The organism is Dolichospermum sp. UHCC 0315A, assembly GCF_008121535.1.
Taxonomy (GTDB): Bacteria; Cyanobacteriota; Cyanobacteriia; order Cyanobacteriales; family Nostocaceae; genus Dolichospermum; species Dolichospermum lemmermannii.
This window is the reverse complement of sequence record NZ_CP043056.1, coordinates 1,470,746-1,488,263: the sequence shown is the minus strand read 5'-3', so window position 1 is coordinate 1,488,263 and position 17,518 is coordinate 1,470,746. Positions and strand designations below refer to the sequence as shown.

Below are 17,518 nucleotides of genomic sequence, written 5' to 3'. Positions count from 1 at the left end.
AATATTCATTAAGCTGTAGCTTCTACTTCCACATCTTCTATAGATTCCGAATCTACTTGTCGGAGTCGAATGTGCTTTTTCCCTAAAGTGATGACAAACTCATCACCAGGTTGAAGATTCATCTGTTTTGTGTAAGCTGCACCGATTAATAAGTTGCCGTTTGACTGCACACTAATTCTATAGCTGGCACTGCGTCCACCACGTCCATTCGCACTGGGTGAACTATCCAACTGAATACCCTCAGCATCAATTAGGGCATTCAAAAATTTCATCATATTGACGCGCTCTATACCATTTTTGGTAACAGTATAGTAGCCACACTGTTTAGCTTTTTCGTCTTTGCTGATGGCTTCTAGCTCTTTAACTTTTTTGAGCAGTTCGTCACCGACTAGGAGTTCAATTTTTTTTTGTTTAGGCATCAACTTAGGTCGAAAATGAATGTTGTTTGTTGTCAAGTGGATTTTATTTTAGCTGACATTGAACTAATAAGAACAGAATTCTTGAGTTTTTGGATCAGCCTAGCCAAGTATATTACACTCATAGACAAAATTGTTGCATTATTATCAATATTCTTAAAAAATTATATGAAATATAATTACAATGATGCTGATAGCTACTATAGAGAGGAATCCGGTTTTGATTCTTTAAATTATTAAAGATAGGCAGATTAAGAGGTAAGAGGGAAGAGGCAGAAGGATTGGGGAAATCAAATTAATCATAACTGCTATATGAAACTAACTACGAGAGGACATTACAGCGTGAAAGCATTGCTAGATTTGAGTTTACAGCCCAAGTATGGACCTGAATCGGTCAGAGCGATCGCTAAACGTCAAGATATTCCTGCTCCCTATCTAGAAAAGCTGCTCATAGAAATGCGTCGTGCCGGATTAGTAACTTCAATTCGTGGTAGCGTCGGTGGATATAAATTAGCAAAAAAACCGGCACAAATATCTATTGGCCAAATTCTAGAGGCTGTTGGTGAAAATATCACTAACTTACCTCTGAATAATCCCACACCCGCTCAAACAGCAGATTGGGTGACATCCAGTCTCTGGAACAGACTCAACCAAAAGCTCAAAGAAGCCTTGTACAATATTACCCTGGCAGACCTTTATTATGATGCTCGCAGTTGGCAAGCATCTCAAGGGGAAGAAGCCAATTTTGTGGTTTAGTCACCGAGTCAGAAGAAAGGAAAAAGCAAGAAAGAAGAATAAATAATCAACAATCAATAAAAAATGACATCTACTGTTTTGGTTTTGGCTGCATTGTTAGATTACTTAATCGGAGATCCTTGGGGTTGGCCTCATCCGGTGCGAGTCATGGGATGGGTAATTTCCCGCTTGAGTAAATTAGCTCTGCAATATTGCCAAAATCCTCTTTCTCAGAGGCTTGCGGGAATTTTCTTAGGTGTGATTGTAATTACTGGTAGTGGCTTGGTAGGTTGGATAATAGTTCAAAGTGCCAAGTGGGTACATCCATTGTTAGGAATTGCTGTAGAAAGTATTCTTCTAGCTAGTTGTTTTGCTTTCAAAAGTTTACGAAATGCAGCAATGGAAGTTTTGCAACCTTTAAAAAATGGAGAATTAGAATCAGCGCGACAGGTTTTAAGTAATTACGTCGGGAGAGACACAGCCAATCTTTCCCCAGCGGAAATTCTCAGAGCAGTGTTAGAAACCGTTACAGAAAATGCCACTGATGGCGTAATGGCTCCTCTTTTTTATACTATTGTTGGTGCATTTATCCCTGTTATCGGTGCTGTCCCTTTGGCTTTAGCATATAAAGCTAGTAGCACTTTAGATTCAATGGTCGGTTATAAAGAACTACCTTATACTTATCTTGGTTGGTTTAGTGCGCGGTGGGAAGATGGTTTTACTTGGTTGCCCTGTCGGTTAACAGTGATCACTTTATCATTACTATCCTTAAAACCCTTAAATGTTTGGCGAATTTGTCGCCGCGACGCAATCAAAGATCCCAGTCCCAATTCTGGTTGGAGTGAATGCGCTTATGCTGCGGTTTTAGGTGTGCAAATGGGAGGAATAAATTGGTATCGTGGAGTAGCTAAAGAGAAACCACTTTTAGGAGATGCTATTTATCCCATTACCCCAGATTCCATTGATCAAGCTTTACAATTAACCCGATATGCGTTTTTACTATGGTTAGGACTAGCAATATTTTTAATTCGTTAGTTATCTCGTTCCCAGTCTCTGACTGGGAATGCTATCAAAGAGGCTCTGCCTCCAGTGTGATTGAAGGCAGAGCCTTCTAGCATTCATTCCCATACAGAGTATGGGAACGAGAAAACGAGAAAACCAGAAATTACCAATTACCAATTACCAATTACCTATCACCAATTACCTATCTTATGTCTACCAAAGTAGTTGAAATTCTCTCATCAGAAGAACTGCGTCGGACATTAACTCGTATGGCTTCTCAGATTGTCGAAAGGACACGAGATTTATCTCAATTGTTACTTCTGGGTATTCATACTAGAGGAGTCCCATTAGCTTATTCATTAGCCCGTCAAATAGAAATTCTGGAAGATGTTAATGTTTCTGTAGGCTCTTTGGATATTACATTTTATCGTGATGATCTTGATAAAATCGGCTTGAGAACTCCAGAAAAAACGGATATTCCCTTTGATTTGACCGGAAAAACGGTGGTACTTGTAGATGATGTCATTTTTAAAGGGAGAACTATTCGGGCTGCTTTAAATGCCGTGAATGAATATGGTAGACCAGAGGTAATTCGTTTAGCTATATTAGTAGATAGAGGTCATAGAGAGTTACCAATCCATCCAGATTTTGTCGGTAAAAAGTTACCCACAGCTAAGGAGGAAATTGTTAAAGTTTATTTACAGGATAGTGATGGACGAGATGGTGTGGAGTTAATTAGTAATTGAAATTTCCTTTTTTGGACTTAAACTCAAAAGTATATTTTCTAGTTGTAGAGAGACGTTCCATGGAACATCTCTACATTATTTACTTCTCCCATAAATCGGGTATTTTGACAAACAATCACCAAAAACTAACTAACGCGGTTGCAGCTTCACCCCCCGACGTTCCAACATTTCCCGCGCTGTGGGACTGGGTGTATAATTATAACCATAGCCAGAACTCTGGGAATCATCCATTATTTGCGGTGTCAGTAAAATAATTACCTCTCTACGTTCGTTCTGTTTGTTTGTTTTCCTAAACAGCGCACCCAGCAGGGGAATATCACCCAAAATAGGTAATTTAGAAACACTTGTTCGATCTGTATCTTGAATAATACCGGAAAGAATAAGCGTTTGACTATCCCGCAGACGCAATACACCAGATGTAAGAGTTCTTGCGGATAAAAGAGTTATTGTACCATTACCACCGCCGGCTTGTGCTGTACCACCCGGAGCAGATACAGTAGGGGCAACGGACAAAGATACAAAACCGTTATCATCAATTCTTTCTACCTTCACATTTAAGGACAGACCTGCTTCCTTGATGATAGGTTCGCTGACAGAGGATGATGTGGTTGATGATGTAGTTCCTGTACTTTGCCCTGTACTTTGCTCGGAAGTTTTTAATCCAGCATATACCTCTGTAGTTAACTTAACTACTGCATTTTGTCCTTCTTGAACAATTAAGGTAGGATCTGTTAGAATCTTAGCGTTACCACTGGTAACTTGAGCTTGTAAACTCGTAAGAAGCCGTCTAGGGAATTGGTATAAAGTTGGTATACCTCCCGTTTTGTTTCCTTGAATTGTGGGATCTCGATTAATACCAGCAGCAGAATTCACAACATCTCCAGTCCGAAGTGGATTATTTGTAACTGGTGTTTCAGTCACAGTATTGTTTACTTCATTAGAATTAGCTGGTCGAGAACCACCAAAATTTAAAGATGCTGCACCACCATCATTAACAAAGAAGTTGTTACCAACCCCAAAAGAAAAACTGGTATTGTAATCTTGACTACCTGTCAGGTTGACATCAATAATTTTGACATTCACCACCACTTGACGACGACGGATATCAAGCTGTGTTAATTGAGATACTGCCATCTCAACCATCTTAGGACTACCAATTAATGTAACAGAATTTGTCCGCTCGTCTCCTGAAGCTTGTAACCCTCTGAGTATAGGTGTTGAATCTGTATATGTAATCCGTTGAGTCTCAATTTTTGTTTCTGTCGTCGTTTGACTTTGAGTAACTGCGGTGTTAGCAGCACTACCCACAGGTACAGCATTAACACTAGTAACTAGTCGTTCTCGACTGACAGCACTTTCCGCACCCAAAGCTACTAGGAAATTTAACGCCACACCCACCGTTACCTGATTTAGTCGGAGATTACGCATCACAAGATTACGACTAGAATTAGGTAATTGAGTCCCAACAAAAATTGTCCGTCCACTGCGGTTAGCTTCCAAACCACTCAAACGCAGGACGTAATTAAAAACATCCTGCACAGGTTCATTTTCTATATCTAAGGAAATCTTCTGAGATGTTTTAGTTACATTTTCAGCATCTTGCGGTTTTTCTGCTTCCCCACCTATATAAGCCAAATTCAGCCCAGCAGCACGAGCTAATAAAGATAAAACCTCTCTTACAGGTGCATCACGCAACACCAACCGACGAACTCGTTCTTTTGTACCTAAATCAATCACCACAGGAGATGTATCAATATTAGATTGAGTAATATCTCCTACAGGTGGGGCGACAGCCTTAGGTAAAAAAACAGGACTTTGCTTATAAGCTTGACCAGGATTTGGGGTTTGGGTAATTTTCCCGTCAATTGTAACTTGGGGGTTAGGAACTAGAACATCCGGCTGTTTAGCTGGTTCATCTGGTTTATATTCAGATGTGGTAGCTGGTGTTACTGCTACCTTTTCCGTAGGTTTGGTAGTAGCCGGTGCTGCTGATACTTTTTCTGTAGGCTTAGTGGCGGTTGATGCTGTTGAATTTGTGGTAGCGGTAAAGCCCAGGGTAATATTATTATCCTTTCGCATGACGGGCTGATTGCTGGGTGCATCATCAATACCTGTGACTGTTACCCGAATGCTATTAGCGTCTAATTGTTTAACTTCAATAGATGCAATTCCTGGTGCGGGGTTTTTTTGCAGGAAGTTATTACCCTTGGGTAAACGGAGTTGGGCATTGATTACATCCGCAACTAAGGATTTGTCCTTTTTAGTGGTAAATACTTGGGGACGATCTCCCGCCGCAGTTTTTAAAATTACACTAACTCCCCCTGCAATGGGACTGAGTTCAACATCAGTAATTTGTGTGATCTTTGCTAACACTGGTTGGGCTGCTAAGAGTACAAAAGCTGCCGCACTTGATCCGAAAACACTATTATGAAGCTGTTTCACAGTTCATTCCTCACATAAAATAAAAGTCTAAATCGTAACGTATAACAGGGAATAGGGAATAGGGAGAATATTTTATTTTGCCTCTTGCCCCTTACCTCTTGCCTCAAATTTGATTATTTTTCCGGTGCTTTAGCTGCTGCTGTTTTAGCGGCTAAATCTGCCGCTTCTTCAGAAGTTAGTGGCATTAAAGCCTCTAATGCAAAAGCTGTTGTCAGTTTACCGATACCAATTTGCACAGGGTTATCTTTATCGTCTGACATCTCTGGTGGAGACAATTTGGAGTCATAGTTTTTAACTAACAATAAAGGTTGTAATCGTTCAATGTTTCGCATAATTAATCGGGTTTGTTCAAAATTCCCCTCAATTTCTACATTGACAATACTGCGTTTAAGTTTGTTGTTAACTTCTACCCCAAAACTGCCATCATCTACCACAACAGGTTTTTCCGAAGCTGGAACAAATCTTTTCATCTTGGCTCTAATGGCATTACCAAAGGCTTTTCCATTGCTAGAATCTATTAAGCGACTGGTATCTAGTAATAGGGTATCTAAACTTTTTTCATCTGCAAATAAAGCTAAAACTTGTTGTTGTTGTTGTTTCGCTTCAGCCAAATCTGCTTCTATTTTACCGATTTGTTTGACTTGGGTTTTCTTTTGTTGAACTTCTGTTTGTAGTTGCTCACGTTTAGTTTGTAGTTCTTGATAGTTATCCCAAGCGGGCATTGCTATGTTAAATAGCATATAACCTGCACCTAATAAACCTAAAACTGCGACTACACCACCAATAATAGTTGGTGTTAAGGTGACACCAAAAACAACAAGACCAGAATCTTGAGTATCTGTATCTTGATTGGCAAAATTTAAATCATCACTAAATGTCATTGGGCAATGACTCCTACTTTTTTGATATTACGAAGTCTATCTACTAGTCCGACTGTACCTTTTTTCTCTAATTCTTGAATTAAATCAGAAGCTGGCACACTACTTAAACCTGTTTTAATGGTGTATTTAACTACTTGAATAGGTTTAATTTTTTCATTAGATTTACCACCTTTTGGGGGAAGAAAACCTGTGACGGGTGGTGCATCTATTAATTCTGCTGTGATAATTTTGGTTTCTTCTGGATTTAAAAATTTAGATTGTCCTAAACTTAAGGCAAAATCGTTGACTAAGGCATAGGAAATAGCAAAACCAGAAATTTCTAAGAATCCAGCGGTATTGGTATTAGTATTGGTTTTACTGGGGGTGGCAGCTACAACTTCTTTACTAGGAAGAGGAGCGGCAATTTGCTTAATAGTTTCGATTTGCACTTTACTAGGAATGCGATCGCGCAAATCCTGTAACATTGCTGACCAGGGACGTATTTGATCAAACACCGTTACTAAAGCTTTGGTTTGGCTATTAATGCCGACTGTTTCCGCCTTAATTTTATTAAGACTGGCTATTGTGCCATCTAAACTCTTACCTTCCTCCTCTAGTTTTGCCACTTCCCGGGTTACTTCAGTAGTTTTCCCTTCCAGGATTGACAAACCAATAAACACTAAACCGGGCAATACTAAACCTACTCCTACTCCTATATAAACTGGGATTAAATTCCCTAGTTGAATAGATGGTCTTTGAACCTTCGTTGCACTTTTACTTTGATATTCGGGCCGATCTTTAAGGAAGTTAATATCTAGACTATACATTTTGTTACAACCCTCGCATTCCTAAACCCAGGACAATACCCAACCCAGGACGTTTAATTAAAGGATATTTTTCAGCATCTACCTCCAAAGACAAAGAAGTAATTGGATCTATTTGGGTAGTTGGTAAACTCAATCTTTGAGTGAAAAACTCATCAATTTGTGGTAATCCTCCCCCAGGACCGGCTAAAAGAATCTGCACGACTTCCAGATTTTCACTTTGATTGAGGTAAAAATCAATGGAACGACGCAATTCATCAGCTAATTCTCCGAGAACTCTCAACATAGAAGCCATCCCCGGATTACTACCTGTCACTCCACTATGGGCTGAATCTGGTGAAGTTGTGGGAATAGTCATACTCTCCAACATATCCATATCCCGTGATGCTGGTAAGTTCATAGCCCTTGACAATGCAGTTTGGAGTTGATAAGTGCCAATCGGTACTGTTCGAGAAAATTGTGGGATACCATTGATAATAATGGCTATTTCTGTACTATCAAACTCAATATCAACTAATACCGCTGCTTCTTCTGGTCCAAATAGCCGCAATTGATCACGAATAGTGCGAATCAGGGCAAAGCTGTTAATTTCTAAGATATCAACTGTTAATCCTGCCTGTTCAAAGGTATTTAAATAGGTTTGCGTGACATCTTTACGAGTCGCAACTAACAAAACCTGCACTTTCTCAATGCCGTCTTCGTCTATAAAGTCCCCAAGTTTTTGATAATCAACATCAGCTTCTTCTCTGGGATAGGGTAAATATAAAGATGCTTCATGGTTGAGTATTATGTCCCGCAACTCCTTGTCATCTAATTCAGATGGGACAGGAATCAACCGGATAATGGATTCTCGTCCTGGGATACAAGTAATAACACGGGTAGCTTTAGTTTTGCTTTCGGCGATCGCTTGCTGAATAATTTCGGACATTCCCACAGAATCAGCAATTTGACCATCAATAAATATACCTTCTGGTACTGGTACTGTTGTCAAAGATTCGATTTTTAAGTTTTGGCGGTGTTTATGTAGTTGGACTACGTTTACCCGTTCCGGCGCTAGTTCAATACCAATACCTTTACTGGATTTACCAAAGAAACTAGTGAAGGCTTTAACCATAGTTTTACCCGCTAGATTACAAAGAAGAATATTAAGGTTAGTTGTTAGTAGGGGCGAAGCATTTGGAAGATAAATTATCGGTCATTACCAAAAATAGTTCTCCAAATGCTTCGCCCGTACAGTTGTCCGTTGTCCGTAGGGGCGAAGCATTTGGAAGATAAATTATCGGTCATTACCAAAAATAGTTCTCCAAATGCTTCGCCCGTACAGTTGTCAGTTGTTAGTAGGGGCGAAGCATTTGGAAGATAAATTATCGGTCATTGCCAAAAATAGTTCTCCAAATGCTTCGCACTGTACGGGCGAAGCATTTGGAAGATAAATTATCGGTCATTGCCAAAAATAGTTCTGCAAATGCTTCGGCCGTACAGTTGTCAGTTGTCAGGCAAGAATTTTTAACTATTACCTATTACCTATTACCCATTACCAAAATTGATATATCCTATAGTCTCCACAATTCACTATCCTTTTTCTTACCCAGATTAATTCTAAAAATACTATCACCTACTACGATGATTCGATTGCAAAAATTTAAACAACTGGTTTGTTGGGCATTACTGGGCTTATTTACTAGTTGGCTGGTTAGCTGCGGCATAGGTAATGTTGGCAATAATCCCAAACCTGCTAAAACTGGAGTTGTCACGATTGAGTTTTGGACAATGCAACTCCAACCGCAATTTACCAACTACTTTCAAAGTCTAATTACGACTTTTGAATCACAAAACCCAAGTATAAAAGTTAAATGGGTAGATGTGCCTTGGTCGGCAATGGAGAATAAGATTTTAACAGCAGTCTCCGCAAAAACCCCACCAGATGTTGTTAACCTTAATCCCGACTTTGCTTCCCAACTTGCGGGTAAAAATGCTTGGTTAGATTTGGATGCCAAAATTCCCAGTCAAGTCCGTTCCACCTATTTACCAAATATTTGGCAAGCAAGTAGCCTCAATGGTAAGAGTTTTGGCATTCCTTGGTATCTCACCACGCGACTAACTATTTATAATACCGATTTACTAAAACAAGCGGGTATTACGAAACCTCCTGCCACTTACGCAGAATTAGGGCAAGCAGCGCAACAAATTAAAGATAAAACTGGTAAGTATGCTTTCTTCGCTACCTTTGTTCCCCAAGACTCTGGTGAGGTGTTGGAATCTTTGGTACAAATGGGTGTCACCCTAGTTAATGCTGAAGGTAAAGCTGGTTTTAATACGGATAAAGGAAAAGCTGCTTTTCAATATTGGGTAGATTTGTATAAAAAAGGTTTGTTACCAAAAGAATCTTTAACCCAAGGGCATCGTCATGCCATAGATTTATACCAATCTGGAGAAACGGCTTTTTTAGCTTCTGGGCCTGAGTTTCTGAAAACCATTGCTAATAATGCCCCCAAGGTTGCCCAAGCTTCGGCAATTGCGCCACAAATTACGGGTGATGCAGGTAAGAAAAATGTTGCTGTCATGAATATCGTAATTCCTCGTGATAGTAAATATCCTGATGAGGCTGTTAAATTTGCTTTATTTGTTACGAATGACGAAAACCAATTAGCCTTTGCTAAAGCTGGTAACGTCCTACCTTCGACAATTAAGGCTTTGTCGGATACTTACTTTAAGGAAGTTCCCGCTAATGCTACGACAGCGGAAAAGGGGCGGGTAATTAGTGCGACACAATTAAAACAGGCTGAGGTATTAACCCCCAAACTCAAAGATTTTAAAGTTTTGCAAAAATCAATTTACGAAAATTTACAAGCGGCAATGTTAGGACAAAAAACTGTAGATAAAGCTGTGGAAGATGCTGCCCAGCAGTGGGATAATCGGTAATTGGTAATTGTCAGAATCAGGATAACCAGGATTAAAGGATTTACAGGATGTTATTGTTGATGAGACTATTGGAAATAGGGATTTTTTAATGATAGAAAATATCAATCAAAAAATTCATAAATAAATTACAATCCTGTACATCCTCAAATCCTGGACATCCTGATTCTGACAGGAAAGATTGAATGATAGAAAATATCAATCAAAAAATTCATAAATTACAATCCTGTACATCCTCAAATCCTGGACATCCTGATTCTGACAGGAAAGATTGAATGATAGAAAATATCAATCAAAAAATTTATAAATTACAATCCTGTACATCCTCAAATCCTGGACATCCTGATTCTGACAGGAAAGATTGAATGATAGAAAATATCAATCAAAAAATTCATAAATTACAATCCTGTACATCTTCAAATCCTGGATATCCTGATTCTGACAAAAAAATCGCTTACTTTCTTTTTTTAAATTCCATTTGCCAAAAAATAACCAATTAAATACAAAGAACCACATAATACAACTTGATTACCTGTAGCAATAAAAGCAGCGTCTAAGGCTGACAACACATCTGAATAGGTGTGACAAAAATTCAAATCTGGACAAATTGATGTTGCTAACTTAGCTAATTCTGCTAAATCTGCTGAATTACTATCTGGTACGGGAACTAAATATAATTTATCTCCTGGTTTAAGAAGTTCATGAAAAATATCACCATGATCTTTAGTAGTTAACATTCCCATTACCCAAGTTATATTTTTGGTGTTGATGCTATCTACATAATCACGCAAAACTGTGGCTGAAGCTGGGTTGTGTGCGCCGTCAATGAGGAGTTTATGACTTTTCCAAGTTATCCATTGCATTCTCCCTGGCCACTTGGTTTTAGCCATTCCTTGAATAATAGCTTGTTCAGAAATTTGCCAATTTTGTTTTTGCAATATTTCCAAAGCTGCTAATGCTAAAGCTGAATTATGTAATTGAATTTGTCCCTGTAATGGTAATGGATATTTTATAAATTCAGAACTTTCTATTTTTTGATATTCTGCCCAATTTTGATTAATTTGTCGAGATGGTTGCGGGGTAAAAATTGGGCATTGTAATTCTAGAATACGCGATTGCACGACTTTCTCGGCATCGGCTGGCAATGAACCCATAACCACAGGACATCCTGGTTTGATAATTCCCGCTTTTTCTTTGGCAATATGGGCTAAAGTGGGTCCAAGTTGTTGCCAATGTTCTCGACTAATAGAAGTAATAACTGTTATCAAAGGATTATCACAGACATTGGTGGCATCTAAACGCCCTCCTAATCCTACTTCAATGATGGCAATATCAACTTGTTTCTGGGCAAAATATAACCAAGCCGCAGCGGTAATTACTTCAAATTGGGTAGGTGATTCTTCCTTTGGGTTAATAGCTGCTTGAACTTGCAGTATTAATTCACACAGTTTATTATCATCAATTGGTTGTTCGTTAACACAGATTCTTTCTGTCCAATCAACCAAGTGGGGAGAGGTGTAGCGTCCGGTTTTATAACCAGCCTCAGTAAGTACCGCAGACAGGTAAGCACAAACAGAACCTTTTCCGTTAGTCCCAGCGACATGAATAATTGGTACTTGGTGATGGGGATTTCCCAGCTTTGCCAATAAATCGACAATCCGGGATAACCCCAAATTCACACCAAAATGCTGAAAAGGTCGGAGTAAAGAATCTACGTTCATGGTGATTAGTGATTGGTATTTTGGATAAATAACTTCCCTGTTCTCTATTACCCATTACCAATCACCTATTACCCATTACCTAAAATTATGCTTCTCTGCTCAAAAAGTTTTGGACTTGTCTAAGAGCAGCAGCACCGATATTGAAAACAGCCCAACCAGCAGCGATCGCTATTGGTGCTAAAACAATTAATACACGATTATCAATGTCCATATCTAGAAGTCCTCTGTAAATTAAAAAATCTTAAGTTTTATCAACAGTTCTCAACTTTTATTGTGATCTGAAGTGGGGAATTTTTTCAAGCTTATATGTAAAGTTTGATTAAAAGTCAGGGAAAAGGTGACAGGTTACAGGTTACAGGGAGCAGGTAAGAAGTTTATTCCAATCACCAATCACCAATCACCCATTAGCAGCATGAAGGAGGGCTAATTGATAGTATTTTTCGGCGTGTTCGATGAGTTCGGTGATTTCGGTGGCTGAGAGTTGACGGACTACTTTACCGGGAACACCCATGACTAGAGAACCAGGAGGGACATTTTTGGTGACTACTGCACCTGCGCCGATAATGCTGCCTGTACCGACTCTTACACCATTTAGGATAATAGCACCAATACCAATTAAACTACCACTTTCAATGTGGGCAGAATGTACCACAGCGCGATGGCCGACAGTGACATGATCTTCTAAGATTGTGGGTACGCCTGGATCACCATGGAGAATTGTGCCGTCTTGAATATTTGTACATTCGCCAATTTCAATTCTTTCTACATCACCTCTAACCACAGATCCATACCAAACGCTGGCTCTGGCTGCTATGCTTACAGAACCAATGATTACAGCGTTGGCTGCCACAAAAGCAGCTTGAGAAAATTCAGCAGATTTCCAGTCACAAGAGATAGACACGATAGAATATGGATATGGTACCCAGGAACACTGGAGAAACTCCAACCTTTAGGGCTGGTTGCCAAACCAGAATATCACAGCGTTGGACTTCTATCGTCAGACGGTTGTGAAACTTGTTCTCAGGCACTATCTTCATTTTTATGTAGCAGTGAGCAAGTTATCTAAAGTAGTGGAGCAGGAGTGTAATCTTAAACCTACTGGTGCTGGCAAAGAAACAATACTATGTTTATACGCACTTCATGATAAATCCAGGCTTTCAGTACCCGATATTTGGCCCTGAAATACAGTGTCCTCACTGTCGCCAAACTATTTCGGCTTTAACATTGACGGATACTTATCTATGTCCTCGTCATGGCGCATTTGAAGCTGAACCCAAAACTGGGGAGTTAGTCCATTTACAGTCTGGTCGTCATTGGCGCAGATGGGATGGTGAATGGTATCGTCAACATACTCATCCTGATGGGATTCGGTTTGAAATTCACGAAGCTTTAGACAAGCTTTATACTCAAGGTTATCGGGCTACGAAGATAATTGTCGCTAACCGTTATCAGGAGTTAATGAGTGGCTATTTGGAACGGAGTACACCTTGGCGTTCTGGACAAGGGGAAGTTGCTACGGGGGCGCGGTTATATGGTTTACCTGTAGAGTTTAGCCCTGATTCAGCCACAGAACCTTGCTGGGAAGTGATTAACTTTGATTTGGATAAAGAACCTGGTGTGCCAGTGCGTTACCCATATTTCCGGTTGTTTGAGTAATAGTCAGTGGTCAGTGGTCAGTAGGGGCGAAGCATTTGGAAGATAAATTATCGGTCATTGCCAAAAATAGTTCTCCAAATGCTTCGCCCGTACAGTGGTTTGTGGTTTGTGGTAATAAAGAACTAGCAACCGACAACTGACAACTGACAACCGACAAAATTATGCACCATGCTTCCATTAGAACGGCAAATATCCATCTAGCGATCGCTTTTTATGAGCAGATAGGGTTTACGGTGGGCGATCGCTTCACCACCGGTTATACTCTAGCTTGCTGGATGGAAGGTTTGGGCGGGAGAATTGAACTCATCCAAATTCCTCAACCCAAACCAGCCCCAGATGCTTTTAATGATGAACATTATGTCGGCTATTATCATCTTGCTTTTGATGTGACTCAGATCACACCAGATTTACCAACTTGGTTGGAAAGTTTAAAAACACGGTTAGCGACAATAGAAAATTTACCACCTCTGAAAATTCTTTTAGAACCTACACAGCAGCAAATTGGCGATAAAATCTTAGAAGTCGCATTTATCGCTGATTTTGACGGATTACCTCTAGAATTTTTACGGTTTTTGCATAAATAGGCTGTAAATTAGTATTTATGCCCTTGGGGTGATACAATATTTTTCCTTTTCAGGTACATTTCTAGTTTCCATGAGGTACAGAAACATTTGCCCAATTTTTTAGTCACTCAATATATGTAACTTAAATTACATATATCTATTCGCCAAAGATATGTCTTTTTTCTCTATCGCCCAACGACATCGCTTTTCTTTAGTCATCTTGAGTATCTGGATCATAGCCGCTTTTGTGTTAAATCAAGATGCTGCTTTTAGCGGAGAAAGGGCGGATTTTTCCACCTCTTCCCACAACTCCAACCCAGAAAAATCTCAGAAAACATTAGTCGCTAAAGAAACACCAAATCTCGCTATTACAGCAAATGTTCAGAAAACAGTCCTTGATAATGGTTTAACTGTGATTACTAAGGAGGTTCATAATGCTCCTGTGGTGACAGTGCAGGTATGGTACAAATTTGGATCAGGTCAGGAAGCATCTGGGGTAAATGGTATTGCCCATCAATTAGAACATATCATGTTTAAAGGTACTAGCAATCGTCCTATCCAATTTGGGCGGTTATTTAGTGCTTTGGGCAGTGATTCTAATGCTTTTACCAGTTATGACCAAACCGCATATTACAATACTGCGGAACGGGATAAACTCACGGCTCTGTTGACGCTAGAAGCAGATAGAATGAAAAACTCGCTGATTGATCCTCAACAGTTAGCTAGTGAGAAGCGAGTAGTTATTTCTGAATTACAAGGTTATGAAAATAGCCCCGAATATCGTTTAAATCGCGCTGTGATGGTGTCTGTTTTTCCAGATCATCCCTATAGATTACCTATTGGGGGAACTAAGGCTGATGTGGAGAAATTCACAGTTGAGCAAGTGCGAGAATATTATCAAAAATTCTATAGTCCTGACAATGCTGTTTTGGTAATTGCGGGAGATTTTGACACCGCACCAACTTTGAAAACTGTGCAAACTGTGTTTGGGAAAATCCCCAAACGCCAATATTCACCCCATCATCTCATAACTCCATTACCTGCGGCTACTCCTACACCTGCAATTAAATTACAAGAACCGGGGGGAAATCCATTACTCCAACTAATTTACCCACTTCCCCAAATCAATCAACCAGATATTCCCGCTTTGGAAGTTATGGATTATATCTTGACTGCGGGTAAAAATGCTTACTTGTATCAGGAATTAGTAGAATCGGGTTTAGCTAATAATGTTTCGGGAAATGTTGCTAGTTTACGTGGGGGTGGTTGGTATGAAATATTAGTGACAGGTTCAGGAAATCAGGACTTAAATAAAATTGATGCAGCGGTAATAAAGGCGTTAGGAAAACTTGCCAAAGTCGCTGTGACAGAAGAACAGATAGAAAGAGCAAAAACTCAATTAACAGCTTCAGTTATTTTAAATAACCGTGATATTACCAATCAAGCTATGCAATTGGGTAATGATCAAATCACGACGGATAATTATCAATATACAGAGAACCACTTAGTAAATATTCGGAAAGTCCAAGTTGCTGATGTGATGAATGTCATCAATAAATATCTACAACCAGCAGCCCGAAAAGTCGGATTTTTTGAACCTACTCAGCAAGCAGAAACTACCCGGAGTTCATCTTACTCAACGCAAACAGAAGATAATTTTGCTGTTGATGTGGCTGTAGTTCCAGCGGAAGTCAAGAAGTATTTACCACCTCTAGATATATTACCCAAAACGCCAGAAAGACAAATCCCCCAACAGTTACAGCTTGCTAATGGGTTACGCGTGTTACTGTTACCAGACAAAACTACACCAACAGTGACTTTGAGCGGATATATCAAAGCGGGAACAGAATTTGAGGCAGATAATCAAGGAGGATTAGCGTCTTTAGTGGCAGCAAATCTGATGAATGGCACGAAAACCAAAGATATGCGAACTATTGCCCAAGGATTAGATGCAAAAGGCGCAAATTTGGACTTTGAAGCTTCTCGTGAAGGTGTACGGATTAAAGGTAGTAGTTTAGCGGTGGATTTACCAATTTTGCTGGGGACATTGACGGATGTAATTAGAGATAGTACATTCCCAGAAAAAGAGTTTGCACTTTCACGTCAACAAGCTTTAAATTCCCTAGATTCAGATTTAGATGATCCTGATAAGGTTGCAAATCGTATCTTTGTGCAGTCTATTTATCCGAAAAAACACCCATTACATACCTTCCCGACTGCGGAAAGTATTGAACAAATTCAACGTCAAGATGTAATGGCTTTTAAAGCCCAACATTATCGTCCTGATACCACAGTTTTAGCAATCGTCGGCGATTTTGATGTTACCAAAGTGCGATCGCTCATTCAAGCAAAATTAGGAAATTGGCAAGTAAACGGCAAACCACCAACGGTAAAATATCCCAATGTGGGGATGCCAAAAAATGTAATTAATGTTAATCCTGTTGTTCCTGGTAAACCCCAAGCGATAACTTACATGGGTTACACCGGCATTAACCGTCAAGACAAACGATTTTATGCGGCGATGATCTTGAATCAAATTCTCGGCGGTGATACATTATCGAGTAGACTAGGGGCAGAAGTGCGCGATCGCCAAGGACTAACCTACGGAATTTATAGCAATTTCATCACAGGTAAGAATGTTGGTACATTTCTCATTGAAATGCAAACCAGTCCAGAAGACGCACGCAAAGCAATTTCCAGTACCCGCAACCTCCTGAAACAAGTTCATCAACAAGGTGTGACAGCACAGGAAGTAGAAACAGCTAAACGCAATTTAATCAGCAATTATAATATTTCTTTGGCCAATCCCGAACAGTTAAGCCAGAGAATGGTGATGAATGAAGTTTACGGCTTGAATCAGATAGAATTGCGCTCATTTATCAGCAAAATAGAACAAGTCAATCTCAATCAAGTCAATCAAACCGCTCGTGAATTACTTCACCCTGATAAAATTGTTGTTGTCACCGCAGGTCCACAAATTCTGGCACAAAAAAAGATTAAATGAATGTGGTTCATGGATAATGGGAACAGGTGTGATTGACAATTATCCATTGAGCCATGAGTAACTTTTTGATTTGTTTATTCTCTCTGCTAATGAGTCTAGTAATAATGGGTACGTCTCCAGCAACAGCAGAGAATCTATCTAGTAATCTCCTCAAACAACCACCAATAGAGATTACAGTTAGCTTGGGTAATGTTGCTAATGAATTAAAATTTGAGCCAAATCATTTAGAATTTACCTCTGGTAAACGCTACAATCTCAAGTTAAATAATCCTAGCTCACAAAAACATTATTTTACCGCTAAAGACTTTGCTGATGCAATTTGGACTCAAAAAGTCGAAGCCGGCAATGTAGAAATTAAAGGGAATATTCACGAATTAGAACTTAAACCTGGTGCAGAAGCAGAATGGGTATTTGTCCCCATGAAACCAGGTAAATATGCTTTAGGATGTACTATAGCTGGACACGCAGAAGCAGGAATGAGGGGAGAGATTGTAATTAGGTGATCATTTTTCACTGTCAGAATCAGGATTTACAGGATTTGTAGATTTACAGGATGAATATCTGTGTTTCTCTAGAAGCGCAAAATAAGTTAACTTAAATATAGATATTTTTTGCCAATAAATCTCAACA

At 39.5% G+C, this 17,518-nt stretch carries 18 protein-coding genes; 10 read left to right on the top strand and 8 right to left on the bottom strand.

Features of this window, described 5'->3' with window-relative positions; translation table 11 throughout:
• Positions 1-8: 8 nt before the first annotated feature.
• Positions 9-419, bottom strand: a complete 411-nt coding sequence (locus BMF77_RS06930; RefSeq protein WP_148761678.1) for an AbrB family transcriptional regulator — start codon at positions 417-419, stop codon at positions 9-11.
• Positions 420-728: 309 nt separating this feature from the next.
• Here BMF77_RS06930 and BMF77_RS06925 point away from each other — a divergent pair, with 309 nt between their 5' ends.
• From BMF77_RS06925 to pyrR, 3 genes are all read left to right on the top strand, one after another.
• Positions 729-1,172 (top strand): RrF2 family transcriptional regulator, encoded by a 444-nt coding sequence (locus BMF77_RS06925; protein WP_015079517.1) that lies wholly within the window; start codon positions 729-731, stop codon positions 1,170-1,172.
• 63 nt (positions 1,173-1,235) lie between these two features.
• The gene (gene cbiB / locus BMF77_RS06920; RefSeq protein ID WP_148761676.1) at positions 1,236-2,186 is read left to right on the top strand and encodes an adenosylcobinamide-phosphate synthase CbiB; all 951 of its coding nucleotides are present in this window, start codon (positions 1,236-1,238) and stop codon (positions 2,184-2,186) included.
• Positions 2,187-2,362: 176 nt separating this feature from the next.
• Positions 2,363-2,899, top strand: a complete 537-nt coding sequence (gene pyrR, locus BMF77_RS06915; RefSeq protein WP_148761674.1) for a bifunctional pyr operon transcriptional regulator/uracil phosphoribosyltransferase PyrR — start codon at positions 2,363-2,365, stop codon at positions 2,897-2,899.
• A gap of 129 nt (positions 2,900-3,028) precedes the next feature.
• Here the strand turns inward: pyrR and BMF77_RS06910 are convergent, their stop codons facing one another.
• The 4 genes from BMF77_RS06910 to pilM all read right to left on the bottom strand — a co-directional run bounded on the left by BMF77_RS06910 (position 3,029) and on the right by pilM (position 8,139).
• Positions 3,029-5,341 (bottom strand): type IV pilus secretin family protein, encoded by a 2,313-nt coding sequence (locus BMF77_RS06910; protein ID WP_148761672.1) that lies wholly within the window; start codon positions 5,339-5,341, stop codon positions 3,029-3,031.
• Between the two features lie 113 nt (positions 5,342-5,454).
• Complete coding sequence (locus BMF77_RS06905) at positions 5,455-6,222, bottom strand: pilus assembly protein PilO (protein WP_148761670.1); 768 nt, start codon at positions 6,220-6,222, stop codon at positions 5,455-5,457.
• On the bottom strand, positions 6,219-7,028 hold the full coding sequence (locus BMF77_RS06900; protein WP_148761668.1) for a PilN domain-containing protein: 810 nt from the start codon (positions 7,026-7,028) through the stop codon (positions 6,219-6,221). Before BMF77_RS06900 ends, BMF77_RS06905 begins: the two co-directional genes overlap by 4 nt.
• Positions 7,029-7,032: 4 nt before the next feature.
• Positions 7,033-8,139, bottom strand: a complete 1,107-nt coding sequence (gene pilM, locus BMF77_RS06895) for a type IV pilus assembly protein PilM (RefSeq protein WP_148761666.1) — start codon at positions 8,137-8,139, stop codon at positions 7,033-7,035.
• Between the two features lie 105 nt (positions 8,140-8,244).
• Between pilM and BMF77_RS27715 the strand changes: the two genes are divergently transcribed.
• From BMF77_RS27715 to BMF77_RS06885, 3 genes are all read left to right on the top strand, one after another.
• Positions 8,245-8,388 carry a hypothetical protein gene (locus BMF77_RS27715; RefSeq protein ID WP_246863079.1) on the top strand — a complete coding sequence of 48 codons (144 nt, stop codon included), beginning with the start codon at positions 8,245-8,247 and terminating at the stop codon, positions 8,386-8,388.
• Positions 8,333-8,458 (top strand): hypothetical protein, encoded by a 126-nt coding sequence (locus tag BMF77_RS28580; RefSeq protein ID WP_256370338.1) that lies wholly within the window; start codon positions 8,333-8,335, stop codon positions 8,456-8,458. The genes BMF77_RS27715 and BMF77_RS28580 overlap by 56 nt, the downstream gene beginning before the upstream one ends.
• A gap of 190 nt (positions 8,459-8,648) precedes the next feature.
• Positions 8,649-9,947 (top strand): sugar ABC transporter substrate-binding protein, encoded by a 1,299-nt coding sequence (locus BMF77_RS06885; RefSeq protein WP_148766846.1) that lies wholly within the window; start codon positions 8,649-8,651, stop codon positions 9,945-9,947.
• A 464-nt stretch (positions 9,948-10,411) separates the two neighbouring features.
• Here BMF77_RS06885 and BMF77_RS06880 read toward each other — a convergent pair whose 3' ends face one another.
• The 3 genes from BMF77_RS06880 to BMF77_RS06870 form a co-directional block, all read right to left on the bottom strand.
• The gene (locus tag BMF77_RS06880) at positions 10,412-11,665 is read right to left on the bottom strand and encodes a folylpolyglutamate synthase/dihydrofolate synthase family protein (RefSeq protein WP_148761664.1); all 1,254 of its coding nucleotides are present in this window, start codon (positions 11,663-11,665) and stop codon (positions 10,412-10,414) included.
• Between the two features lie 85 nt (positions 11,666-11,750).
• Positions 11,751-11,876 carry a photosystem II protein Y gene (locus BMF77_RS06875; protein WP_148761662.1) on the bottom strand — a complete coding sequence of 42 codons (126 nt, stop codon included), beginning with the start codon at positions 11,874-11,876 and terminating at the stop codon, positions 11,751-11,753.
• A gap of 186 nt (positions 11,877-12,062) precedes the next feature.
• Positions 12,063-12,566, bottom strand: a complete 504-nt coding sequence (locus BMF77_RS06870; protein WP_148761660.1) for a gamma carbonic anhydrase family protein — start codon at positions 12,564-12,566, stop codon at positions 12,063-12,065.
• Between the two features lie 239 nt (positions 12,567-12,805).
• On the opposite strand from BMF77_RS06870, the gene BMF77_RS06865 reads away from it, so the two are divergent.
• The 4 genes from BMF77_RS06865 (at position 12,806) to BMF77_RS06850 (ending at position 17,391) form a co-directional block, all read left to right on the top strand.
• On the top strand, positions 12,806-13,321 hold the full coding sequence (locus BMF77_RS06865) for a TIGR02652 family protein (RefSeq protein WP_148761658.1): 516 nt from the start codon (positions 12,806-12,808) through the stop codon (positions 13,319-13,321).
• 161 nt (positions 13,322-13,482) lie between these two features.
• Positions 13,483-13,905, top strand: a complete 423-nt coding sequence (locus BMF77_RS06860) for a VOC family protein (protein ID WP_041458305.1) — start codon at positions 13,483-13,485, stop codon at positions 13,903-13,905.
• A 151-nt stretch (positions 13,906-14,056) separates the two neighbouring features.
• Positions 14,057-16,888 carry a pitrilysin family protein gene (locus BMF77_RS06855; protein ID WP_148761656.1) on the top strand — a complete coding sequence of 944 codons (2,832 nt, stop codon included), beginning with the start codon at positions 14,057-14,059 and terminating at the stop codon, positions 16,886-16,888.
• An 89-nt stretch (positions 16,889-16,977) separates the two neighbouring features.
• Positions 16,978-17,391 (top strand): cupredoxin domain-containing protein, encoded by a 414-nt coding sequence (locus BMF77_RS06850; protein ID WP_371735397.1) that lies wholly within the window; start codon positions 16,978-16,980, stop codon positions 17,389-17,391.
• Positions 17,392-17,518 lie beyond the last annotated feature (127 nt).